Source organism: Streptomyces luteolus (assembly GCF_029968015.1).
Classification (GTDB): domain Bacteria; phylum Actinomycetota; class Actinomycetes; order Streptomycetales; family Streptomycetaceae; genus Streptomyces; species Streptomyces luteolus.
In genome coordinates this window covers 66588-77027 of sequence record NZ_JASCIS010000038.1, presented here as the reverse complement: position 1 = coordinate 77027, position 10440 = coordinate 66588, and the positions used below count along the sequence as shown (strand labels likewise).

Annotated in this window: 8 protein-coding genes and 2 pseudogenes; 4 read left to right on the top strand and 6 right to left on the bottom strand. The window is 72.1% G+C overall.

All coding sequences use genetic code 11. The features are described from left to right. Nucleotides 1–118: 118 nt before the first annotated feature. A complete protein-coding gene (locus tag QIT00_RS29210) occupies nucleotides 119–1075 on the top strand; it encodes a BtrH N-terminal domain-containing protein (protein WP_282538433.1) in 957 nt (318 codons plus the stop codon). On the opposite strand, the gene QIT00_RS29205 is transcribed toward QIT00_RS29210, so the two are convergent. Both QIT00_RS29205 and QIT00_RS29200 read right to left on the bottom strand, forming a co-directional pair. Further along, nucleotides 1064–1852, bottom strand: a complete 789-nt coding sequence (locus QIT00_RS29205; RefSeq protein ID WP_282538425.1) for a hypothetical protein — start codon at nucleotides 1850–1852, stop codon at nucleotides 1064–1066. The genes QIT00_RS29210 and QIT00_RS29205 overlap by 12 nt on opposite strands. A gap of 35 nt (nucleotides 1853–1887) precedes the next feature. Then, nucleotides 1888–2076 (bottom strand): annotated as a pseudogene (locus tag QIT00_RS29200) (response regulator transcription factor); the annotation flags it as partial. Here QIT00_RS29200 and QIT00_RS29195 point away from each other — a divergent pair. Continuing rightward, nucleotides 1988–2588, top strand: a pseudogene (locus QIT00_RS29195) (cation:proton antiporter domain-containing protein); the annotation flags it as partial. The pseudogenes QIT00_RS29200 and QIT00_RS29195 sit on opposite strands and share 89 nt — an antisense overlap. A gap of 48 nt (nucleotides 2589–2636) precedes the next feature. Then, nucleotides 2637–4187, top strand: coding sequence for a bifunctional phosphatase PAP2/diacylglycerol kinase family protein (locus tag QIT00_RS29190; protein ID WP_282538424.1), 1551 nt, complete (start codon nucleotides 2637–2639; stop codon nucleotides 4185–4187). A gap of 32 nt (nucleotides 4188–4219) precedes the next feature. Here the strand turns inward: QIT00_RS29190 and QIT00_RS29185 are convergent, their stop codons facing one another. From QIT00_RS29185 to QIT00_RS29170, 4 genes are all read right to left on the bottom strand, one after another. Next, on the bottom strand, nucleotides 4220–5332 hold the full coding sequence (locus QIT00_RS29185) for an NADAR family protein (RefSeq protein ID WP_282538423.1): 1113 nt from the start codon (nucleotides 5330–5332) through the stop codon (nucleotides 4220–4222). Between the two features lie 93 nt (nucleotides 5333–5425). After that, nucleotides 5426–6880, bottom strand: a complete 1455-nt coding sequence (locus QIT00_RS29180) for a glyceraldehyde-3-phosphate dehydrogenase (RefSeq protein WP_282538422.1) — start codon at nucleotides 6878–6880, stop codon at nucleotides 5426–5428. A gap of 77 nt (nucleotides 6881–6957) precedes the next feature. Beyond that, nucleotides 6958–7578: an L-threonylcarbamoyladenylate synthase gene (locus QIT00_RS29175; RefSeq protein ID WP_282538421.1), complete on the bottom strand. Its 621-nt coding sequence runs from the start codon at nucleotides 7576–7578 to the stop codon at nucleotides 6958–6960. Between the two features lie 495 nt (nucleotides 7579–8073). Further along, complete coding sequence (locus tag QIT00_RS29170) at nucleotides 8074–8694, bottom strand: TetR/AcrR family transcriptional regulator (protein WP_282538420.1); 621 nt, start codon at nucleotides 8692–8694, stop codon at nucleotides 8074–8076. Between the two features lie 153 nt (nucleotides 8695–8847). Between QIT00_RS29170 and QIT00_RS29165 the strand changes: the two genes are divergently transcribed. Beyond that, complete coding sequence (locus QIT00_RS29165) at nucleotides 8848–10311, top strand: cytochrome P450 (protein ID WP_282538432.1); 1464 nt, start codon at nucleotides 8848–8850, stop codon at nucleotides 10309–10311. Nucleotides 10312–10440: the final 129 nt, after the last annotated feature.

The window sequence follows — 10440 nt, the reverse complement described above, 5'->3', positions numbered from 1 at the left end:
AACCTGACCAGCCGCGCCCGCGCCCGCTCACGCAGGGGGCGCGGGCGCGCGTGCGCCCGGGGGAGGCCACCATGGGTGGGTGGCAGACATCGGCGTGCGGGGCATCGACACCCGCGGAATGCGGCACTGCGAGACGACGGCGCTTGCGGTGCTGCTGCGGCACCAGGGGCTCGATCTGTCGGAGCCCATGCTCTTCGGTCTCGGCTCGGGTCTGTCCTTCGTCTACTGGGACAGCAAGAACATGGACTTCCCCTTCCTTGGGGGACGCGTCAAGCCCTTCGAGCTGACCCGGAACCTGGCCGCGCGGCTCGGCCTCGAACTCCTCGTCCAGGAGACGACCTCGCCCCGCAAGGCCTGGGACCAGGTGGCGGCGCAGCTCGACGCGGGCCGCCCGGTCGGACTGCAGCTCGACAGCTACCACTTGGACTACTTCACGTCGAAGGTGCACTTCGCCGGTCATGTCGTCGCGATGTACGGCTACGACGACCGCGAGGCCCGTCTGGTGGACACCGAGCAGCAGGGCGGGGCGGTGACGACGAGCCTGAGCGGCCTCGCCCGGGCCAGGGCCGCGCGCGGACCGATGTCCGCCAGGCACCGGTCGTTCACCCTGGCCGTGCCGAGGAGTTCCCCCTCGCCACGGGAGCGGATCGTTCCCGCCGTCACCGCCTGCGCGGACGCCTTCCTCGACCCGCCCATCGCCAACCTCGGTCACCGCGGCATCGCGAAGGCCGGAAAGCTGGTGCCCACCTGGCTCCGGCGCAGCGACGCCCCGGAACGGGACCTGCCCCGGGCGGCGCTCCTGATGGAGCAGGCCGGCACCGGCGGCGCCCTGTTCCGCAACCTCTACCGGGACTTCCTCGCCGAGTGCGCCCAGCACCTCGACGACAGCCACCTGCGCACCGGCCACCGGATGTACACCGAGGCGGCCGCCCTCTGGACGGAGGTCGCGGCACTCATCAGCGCGGCCGGTGAAGCGGGCGACCAGCAGAGCCTCGACCGGGCGGGCAGGCTCCTCGGCGAGGTGTCCCGCCTGGAGCGGGAAGCCATGCAGGAGTTGAGCCGCCTACGCGGGTGAGGCCCCGCGCCGCTCCTCGCATCGTCGGCGCAACGCCAGGGCGAAGCCGATGCCGGCGAGGAGGGCGGGTACCGCCAGCTGCACGGACAGGGCCGTCGCCCAGCCGGGGTTGAGCTGTTCGGTCATGCCGCTGGTGTACTGGCAGGTCGCCTGCGGCGGGAAGAGGCTGTACTCCAGCGTGCGCGGGGGCTGGCTGCCCCAGTCGGCACTCGCGGAGCACGCGGACGACGGTCCCGCGAACAACGGCCGGCCGATGAGCACGTAGAACCCCAGGAACACCGAGCCGGTCACGAAGAAGGCCGTCGCCGTGCGCCGCACCCGCTCGGCCCGGGACCTCGGCACCACCAACTCGCCCCCCGTGCGCGGCTCGAACCACTCCGCGACCAGCGCGAGCAGCAGACACCCCACAAGCACGGCCATGCCCACCCACAGCAGTACGAAGAGGACGCCCGAGCCGCCCACGGAGGCGACCTCGCCGCCGCTGAACTCGCAGACCGTCGCCGGGGGATAGGACTCGTACCGCGCCCTCTGGAAGCTGCCGGGGCCGGTGATCATTCCATGGGAGCAGCGCTCGTCGAACTCCAGCATGCCGAACAGCGCCACGGCCGAACCGACGACCACGGCAGCGAAGGCGATCGCGGCGACGGCCCACAGCCCGCCCGTCCGGAAGCCGCCGTAGGCTCCGTGCGCTTCGTCAGCTTCGTGCGGTACGTCAGCTCCGTGCGCGTCGTCCGCGTCGTCCGCCTCATACGCCTCGTGCGCAGGGGAGTTGGTCATCCGCGCACCCTAACCGAGGCCGCGCGCAGGCGGGTTCAGGGTTCGATCAGGCCCGAGCGGATCGCGTACCGGGTGAGTTCCAGACGGTCGCGCAGGCCGAGCTTCTGCAGCAGGTTGGCGCGGTGGCGTTCGACGGTCTTGGGGCTGATGACGAGCAGGTCCGCGATCTGCTGCGAGGTGTGGCCCTCGGCGACCAGCTTGAGGATCTCCTCCTCGCGGTCCGTCCTGGTCGCCCGGCCCGTCTCCGTGGCGCTGTGCCTGCTGCCGTTCCGTACGCCGTGGCGCGAGCAGCTGTTCATCTCGTGGGCCGGGCTGCGCGGCGCCGTACCGATCGTGCTCGCGACGTTCCCCGTCGTGGCGGGCGTGGACGGCGCCCGGCACCTCCTGAACATCGTCTTCGTCCTGGTCGCCTTCTTCACCCTGGTCCAGGGCCCGACGCTGCCCGCCGCAGCTCGAGCTGCGGCTGCCGCAGCCGACCGCCGTCACCCTGATCGTCCGCGACGGCACCGCCCTCGTACCGGGACCGGACACGGTGCTCCGCACCGGCGACGAGCTGCTGCTCATCACCACCCCGGAAGCCGGCGAGCGCACCGAGCGCCGCCTCCGCGCCCTCGGCCTCCGAGGCCGCCTCGCCCACTGGCTGGGCGAAACGGGAGATCCGGAGCAGAACGGGACGGGGCGGAAGGCGATACGTGGCACGGGGCGGGAGGCGATACGTGGCACCGGGCGGGGCTGATGGGAGGGGGCCGGGCGGGAAAGGGGGCGCGCCGGGTATCAAGGAGGCATGGCCTATTCCGCGAACCGTTCCGTCCGCTCACTCCGCGGCCTCCTGAGGCACGCCGACCACACCGTGTTCCGGCAGGTCGCGATGCGGCCCTGGCCGGCCGCCGAGCCGGTGCTGCCGCGGCTGAGCCGCGCCGCCAACCACGGGCTGCTCTGGGGCGGGGCCGCCCTCGGCATGTGGGCGCTCGGCGGTCCGCGCGGGCGGCGGGCGGCCGTGCGCGGAATCGCCTCGCTCGCCCTCGCCTCGGCGACGGTGAACACGCTCGGCAAGGGCGCCGTGCGCCGCGCCCGCCCGGTCCTCGACGCCGTCCCCGTCATCCGGCACCTGCCGCACCAGCCCCTGACCAGCAGTTTCCCGTCCGGCCACTCGGCGTCCGCGGCCGCCTTCGCCGCGGGTGCGGCCCTGGAGTCGCGCGGCTGGGGCGCGGTCCTCGCGCCCGTGGCGTTCTCCGTCGCGTTCTCCCGCATCTACACCGGCGTGCACTACCCGAGCGACGTCCTCGTCGGCTCCGCCCTCGGCGTGACCGCCGCGTTCGCCGTGCGCGGCCTCGTGCCCTCGCGCGACCAGCTCCCGCCGCCCGCCCGCCAGCAGGAGGACGCCCCCGCGCTCCCGGACGGCGACGGCCTGTACGTGGTCGTCAACCCCTCGTCCGGCGCGCAGCCCCAACTCGTCGACCCCGTACGCCAGTTGAGGTCGCTGCTGCCGAGCGCCGAGATCATTCTGTACGACGACGAGGCGGGGCCGCTGCCCGAGGTCCTGGAGGCGGCGGCCCGGGACGCGGCCCGCAAGGGCGGGGTGCTCGGCGTGTGCGGCGGCGACGGCACCGTCAACGCGGCCGTCGAACCGGCCCTCAGGTCCGGGGTCCCGCTGCTCGTGCTGCCCGGCGGCACGTTCAACCACTTCGCGTCCGACCTGGGCGTCGACACCATCCCGGACGCCTGCGCCGCGGTCACGAACGGGCACGCCGTACGCGTCGACGTAGGCCGCATCACCCCCCTCACCGACCCCGCCGCCGCGCCGGGGGCCGAGGCCGAACCGGCGTACTTCCTCAACACGTTCAGCCTCGGCGCGTACCCGGACCTGGTCCGCCTGCGCGAGCACTGGTCACCCAGGATCGGCGGCCCCGCCGCGACGCTGCTCGGCATCGCGAAGATCCTGCGCACCGCGCACCCGATGCGGGCCGTGGTGAACGGCCGCCGCCGCGCCATGTGGCTGCTGTTCGCCGGCAACGGCGTCTACCGCAGCCTCGGCATCACCCCGATGCGCCGCCACGACCTCTCCGACGGCCTCCTCGACATCCGCATCGCCCACGGCGGACACCTCGCCCGCACCCGCCTGCTCGCCACGGCCCTGGTCGGCGGCGTGGCCAGGACCCGTACGTACGCCGCGGCCCATGTGCCCCGCCTCCTGGTGTCGGGCCTGGCCGAGGGCACGCGGATGGCGTACGACGGCGAGGTCGCGGACGCCCCGAGGGCCTTCCGCGTCGACAAGCTTCCGGAGGCGCTGACGGTCTACCGGCCGCACACGGAGTCCCCGCACCTGGACCGCTGAGCCGGTGAGCCGCGATCCCGGGCGGGGCGGGGTCAGTTCAACTCGATTCCGGCCCGCCGCGCCTGCAGTTCGGACCTGACGAGTTCGAGGAGCCGCCCCGACCAGTTGCGGCCCCGGCCGCCGTTGTCGCCCCAGAAGTGCGAGTCGCCCTCGTCGTAGACCACGGTCGCGTCGTCCGTGGCGAGCAGGATCTCCGCCAGGTCGGCGTCCGTGAACTTGGCGCGCAGCAGCCCGGTCATGACGGCCGCGCGGGCCTGCGTCCAGCCCTCGCGGCGCGGGGCGCCGGCGGCGAGCGTACGGGCCGCGTGCTCGGTGTCGGCCTCCGCGATCGCCGCTCGTACGGAGAGGTCGTCGACGGACAGGGCCCAGTAGGCGTGCGCGACGGACGGGTAGGCGGCGCCCGCCACGGTGACCGGGGCGGGGTACTCGTGGCGCAGAGCGCGGGTGCCCGGGTCCTCGGCCCTCTTCATCGGGAACGACTGGTTGAGCTTGATCGCGGGGGCGAACGAGGTGTCCGGTCCGTCCACCGGGACGCGAGGGGGCTCGGCCCGCCAGGCCGCGCGTTCCTCGAAGTACGCGAGCGCCTCGTCGTACTCCTCCCACGTGACCGGCTCGTCCCGCCAGTCCTCGGTCGTGCCGCCGACTCCGGCCACGAGGACCTGGAGCGGGCCGTCCTTGCGGTCCATGTCGCCCAGTGCGTAACGGCGTTGGGTGACGGGGATCGTCTGGTACGCGGCGTGGGCGGCGGCCCGGTTCTCCTCGGTGCGCTCGGCGAGGAAGACGTCGACGGCGGCGAGGCAGCGCTCGGTCGAGTCGGGGCGGCCGTTCAACCGCTCGATGGTGTCACGGACTTCGGCCAGGAGGATCTCCGGCGTCAGCCAGGTGCGCGGCTCGCTGAACTTCCAGGCGGCCAGCTCGTGCCCGGACGCCCTGGCGCCTTCGGGGAGTTCGGTGGCGACCCAGCCACGGGTCAGCTTCTCGGCGAACTCCTCGACGGTGACGAGGCCCCAGCAGTCGATCAGGCCGTCCGCGTAGATGAAGAGGTCGGTGAGGAAGTAGTCGCCGTTGCGGATGAAGGCGTGCCGCCACGTGCCGGGTATGCGGACGCCGTCCGCCGTGCGATGGATGATCCGGTTCTCGCGCATCCGGCGATTGTGCCGCAGCGCCCGGCCCGCCACTCCCGTAGTAGGGGCGGCGGACCGGGCGCTGGTGGTGAAGCGGGAGCCCGGAGCGGCGGATCAGGCAGCCGGGGCCGGGTACGTCGGGTACTCGACGCCCGAGACGTGCTGGACGACCCGGATGACCTGGCAGGAGTAGCCGAACTCGTTGTCGTACCAGAGGTAGAGGATCGCGTTGTCGCCGTCGACCTTCGTGGCGCCGGCGTCGACGATCGAGGCGTGCCGCGAGCCGACGAAGTCCATGGAGACGGCGTCCGGCGCGGTCGTGAAGTCGATCTGGCGCTTCAGCGGCGAGTTGAGCGAGACGTCCCGGAGGTACTCCAGGACCTCCTCGCGGTTGGTCTCGCGGCCCAGGCGCAGGCTGAGGATCGCGATCGAGACGTCCGGCACGGGCACGCGGATCGAGGAGCCGGTGATCGGCGCCTTCAGGTCCGGCAGCGCCTTCGCGACGGCCGAGGCGGCGCCGGTCTCCGTGATGACCATGTTGAGCGGCGCGGAGCGGCCACGGCGGTCGGCCTTGTGGTAATTGTCAAGCAGGTTCTGGTCGTTGGTGAACGAGTGCACCGTCTCGACGTGACCGCGCAGGACGCCGTACTCGTCGTCCATCGCCTTCAGCGGCGGCACGATCGCGTTGGTCGTGCAGGACGCGCAGGACAGGATCTGCTCGTCCGGCTTGATCATGTCGTGGTTGACGCCGTGCACGATGTTCGGGACGTCGCCCTTGCCGGGGGCGGTCAGGACGACCTTGTCGATGCCGGGGCGCAGGTGCTTCGACAGACCCTCGCGGTCCCGCCACTTGCCCGTGTTGTCGATGAGGATGGCGTCCTTGATGCCGTACGCCGTGTAGTCGACCTCGGACGGGTCGTTGGCGTAGATCACCTTGATCTCGTTGCCGTTGGCGATGATCTTGCCGCCCGCCTCGTCGACGGTGATCGTGCCCTGGAACTGGCCGTGGATCGAGTCGCGGCGCAGCAGCGAGGCGCGCTTCACGATGTCCTCGGCCGCCCGCTCGCCGCCGCCGCGCACGACGATCGCGCGCAGCCGCAGGCCGTTGCCGGAGCCCGCCTTCTCGATGAGCAGCCGGGCGACGAGACGGCCGATGCGGCCGAAGCCGTAGAGGACGACGTCCCGGCCCTCGCGGCGCTCGATCTTGTTCTCGCCGGTGGCGCCGGCGACGGCCTCGGCGGTGAACTCCTCGACGGACAGACCGCGGTCGTCGGCCCGGTGCGCCTCGGCGAGCAGGCCTATGTCCACCTGCGAGGGGCCGAGGTCGAGCGTGGTGAGGGCCTGCAGGAACGGCAGCGTCTCGGTGACCGAGAGCTCCTCGCCTGCGATCTGCCGCGCGAACCGGTGCGTCTTCAGGATGCTGACCACCGACTTGTTCACCAAGGAGCGGCTGTGCAGCAGGACGGTGACGTCCCGCTCGCGGTGCAGCTTCCCGATGATCGGGATCATCGACTCCGCGATCTCCTCGCGGTTCTTCCAGTTGGTGAACGAGTCCTCGTTGACAGTCACGTTTTTATCTTTCGAGCTAGGCGGTGCTCATATGCTAACCCTCCCGGTTCCGGGCACCGCCACGGGCCTCGGCGGGCCTACTCGAAGGGCGTCGTCGGGCCCGCGCCCCTGCGGACGATCTCGGCCTCGCCGCCGGAGAAGTCGATCACTGTGGTCGGCTCGGTGCCGCAGTCGCCGGAGTCCACCACCGCGTCCACGACATGGTCCAGCCGCTCCTTGATCTCCCAGCCCTGGGTCATCGGCTCGTCCTCGTCGGGCAGCAGCAGCGTGCTGGAGAGCAGGGGTTCACCGAGCTCGGCGAGGAGCGCCTGGGTGACGACGTGGTCGGGGATGCGCACGCCCACCGTCTTCTTCTTCGGGTGCATCAGCTGGCGCGGCACCTCCTTCGTCGCGGGCAGGATGAAGGTGTAGCTGCCGGGGGTGGCCGCCTTGAGCGCGCGGAACACGTCGTTGTCGAAGTAGACGAACTGGCCGAGCTGCGCGAAGTTCTCGCAGACCAGGGTGAAGTGGTGGCGCTCGTCGAGGTCGCGGATGGACCGGATCCGGTTGATCCCCTCGCGGTTGCCGAGCTGGCAGCCGAGGGCGAAACAGGAGTCGGTCGGATAGGCGACGAGGGAGCCGGAGCGGATGCTGTCCGCCACGTTGGTGATGATGCGCCGCTGCGGGTTGTCGGGGTGCACGTCGAAGTACTTCGCCATTGGCCGAGCGTATGGGATCGGGCCCGCGCGGGGGCCGCCACGCGCGGATCGGGGACGGACGCCCGCGTGCCCGTACGGGCTGCTGCCCGTTGGCCGCTGCTCGGTACGGGTCGGGCGGTGGCTGGCGGCCTGCGCGGCTTGGGGCCGGTGCCTGTCGCTCGGTATGGGTTGGGCTGCTGCCGGTCGCCTGCGCGGTTTGGGCCCGCGCGGGGGCCGGCACGCGCGGATCGGGGACGGACGCCCCCGTGCCCGTACGGGCTGCTGCCCGCTGCTCGGTTCAGGTCGGGCCGCTGCCCGCTGCCTGCCGCCCCTGGCCATGCGGCTCGGGGCGCTGCCTGCCGTTCTGTATGGGTTGGGCTACTGCTGGCCGCTTACGAGGCTCGGGGTCGATGCCCCCGCTCGGTACGGGTTGGGCCGCTGCTGGCCCGCCCGCACGGCTCGGGCCCGAAGTCCGCCGCTCCGTACCGGTCGGGCCGATGTCCGCCGCCCCACGCCTCACACGCGGATCGCGCCGAGCAGTGTGCGGGCGCACAGTTCCCTGACCTCGTCCCGGCCCAGGTCCGGCTCGTCCAGCCAGTCCAGGCAGACCGTCACCATGAACGACAGCCAGCCACGCACGGCGAGCCGTATCGCGGGGCCGGGGCCGGGGCCGTCCGCCATGTCGGTCGAGGCGGCCGAGGCGGTCGAGAGCGCGCCCAGGATCTGCTGCTCCTGCGCGGCCAGGGCGGCCCGGTACACCTCGCGCACCGTCGGATCGCCCGCCGCCTGCGCCCGGTGGAAGGCGCGGAAGCCCTCCGCGTGCTGCTCGACATAGGAGAGGAAGAGGTCGATGCCCGCGTCGATCTGCTCGCGCAGAGGGCGGCCCGGCACGGCGGCAGTCAGGCGCAGCATGCGCTCGCTCTCGTGCCGTACGACCGCGGCGAAGAACTCCCGCTTTGTCGGGAAATAGTGGTACAAGAGCCCACGCGAGACGCCCGCGATCTCGGCGACCTGCTCGATCCACACGTCGTCGTACGGACTCTGCGCGAACAGGCGCGAGCCGACCGCGAGCAGTTGTTCGCGGCGTTCCTCGGTGCTCAGCCGGCGGCGGGTGCGTGAGCTGCGGTTCGCTGGCATGGCAGGACCGTACTCGACGCGGTTCCGCGCCGGGAGCGATGTTCCCCGCCGTACGTCCTTGACGGCGATTCGGCGGCGTGACCACACTGGCGAGGTCTATTGAACCGAGATGCAATAACGCAATCGGCGGGCATGGCAGGGGAGTTGGGGCAGATGGCGCAGATCACCGAGGCGGCGGCGCGCGACGAGGGGGCCGCGCTGCCCAAGGGCTTCCGCAGCGCGCAGCAGGGCTGGCCGGAGCTCCACCGCATCCCGCACCCGCCCCGCCGCATTCCGCTGATGGGCGACGTGATCGGGGCGAACGTGCGCACCCCCGTTCAGGACTCCATGCGCGTCGCCCGCGAGCTCGGCCCGATCTTCCGGCGCAAGGCCTTCGGCAAGGAGATCGTCTTCGTCGGCGGAGCCGGGCTCGCATCGGACATGGCGGACGAGTCCCGGTTCGCGAAGCACGTCGGGCTCGGCGTGGCCAACCTGCGGCCGGTCGCCGGGGACGGACTGTTCACCGCGTACAACCACGAGCCCAACTGGCAGCTGGCGCACGACATTCTCGCGCCGGGGTTCAACCGGGACGCCATGGCCGGATACCACCGCCTCATGCTCGACGTGGCCGGGCGGCTCACCGAGCGCTGGGACGAGCGGGAACGCACCGGGCGGGCGGTGGACGTGCCCGGGGACATGACGAAGCTGACCCTGGAGACGATCGCGCGCACCGGATTCGGGTACGACTTCGGCTCGTTCGAGCGGGAGCGCCCGCACCCCTTCGTGACCGCGATGGTCGGCACCCTCGCCTTCGCCCAGCGGCGCAACACGGTGCCCGCCGCGCTCGCCCCCTTCGTCCTGCGTGAGGCGACCCGGCGCAACGACGCCGACATGGCGTATCTGAACCGCACCGTCGACGAGGTCGTCGCCGCGCGCCGGGCCGAGGGCGGCAGCGGTGAACTGCGGGATCTGCTCGACCGGATGCTGGAGGTCGCCCACCCGGAGACGGGGGAGCGGCTCACCGCCGAGAACATCAGGCGGCAGGTCATCACGTTCCTCGTCGCCGGGCACGAGACCACCTCGGGCGCGCTCTCCTTCGCCCTGCACTACCTGGCCCGCAACCCCGAGGTGCTCGCCCGTGCGCAGGACGAGGTGGACCGGGTGTGGGCGGGCAAGGACGAGCCCGCGTACGAGGACGTGGCGAGGCTGCGCTATCTGCGGCGGGTGCTCGACGAGTCGCTGCGCCTCTGGCCCACCGCCCCCGCCTTCGCCCGTGAGGCACGGCACGACACGGTGCTCGGCGGCGAGCATCCGATGCGGCGCGGGGCGTGGGCGCTCGTCCTCACGATGACGGTGCACCGCGACCCGGAGGCCTGGGGTGAGGACGCGGAGGTGTTCGACCCGGACCGCTTCGACCCGAAGGCGGTACGGGCCAGGCCCGCGCATGTCTTCAAGCCGTTCGGGACCGGGGCGCGGGCCTGCATCGGACGGCAGTTCGCGCTGCATGAGGCGACGTTGGTGCTGGGGTTGCTGCTGCGCAGGTACGACCTGCGGGCGGATCCGGCGTACCGGTTGCGGGTCGTGGAGCGGTTGACGTTGATGCCGGAGGGGCTGAGGTTGAACGTGGCTCGGCGCTGATTCTTCCCCTCCCCGCCCCTTCCCGAAATCTTGCGGAGCTTCGGGGCTCCGCCCCGGACCCCGCTCCTCAAACGCCGGAGGGGCTGAATTTTCAGCCCCTCCGGCGCTTGAGGAGGCCCGTCCGGCAGG

What these genes read in the sequence shown, in the direction of transcription:
- QIT00_RS29190 (WP_282538424.1), top strand. Translation starts at nt 2,637, where the DNA reads ATGGCCTATTCCGCGAACCGTTCCGTCCGCTCACTCCGCGGCCTCCTG.
- QIT00_RS29185 (WP_282538423.1), bottom strand. Translation starts at nt 5,332, where the DNA reads ATGCGCGAGAACCGGATCATCCATCGCACGGCGGACGGCGTCCGCATA.
- QIT00_RS29175 (WP_282538421.1), bottom strand. Translation starts at nt 7,578, where the DNA reads ATGGCGAAGTACTTCGACGTGCACCCCGACAACCCGCAGCGGCGCATC.
- QIT00_RS29170 (WP_282538420.1), bottom strand. Translation starts at nt 8,694, where the DNA reads ATGCCAGCGAACCGCAGCTCACGCACCCGCCGCCGGCTGAGCACCGAG.
- QIT00_RS29210 (WP_282538433.1), top strand. Translation starts at nt 119, where the DNA reads ATGCGGCACTGCGAGACGACGGCGCTTGCGGTGCTGCTGCGGCACCAG.
- QIT00_RS29165 (WP_282538432.1), top strand. Translation starts at nt 8,848, where the DNA reads ATGGCGCAGATCACCGAGGCGGCGGCGCGCGACGAGGGGGCCGCGCTG.
- QIT00_RS29205 (WP_282538425.1), bottom strand. Translation starts at nt 1,852, where the DNA reads ATGACCAACTCCCCTGCGCACGAGGCGTATGAGGCGGACGACGCGGAC.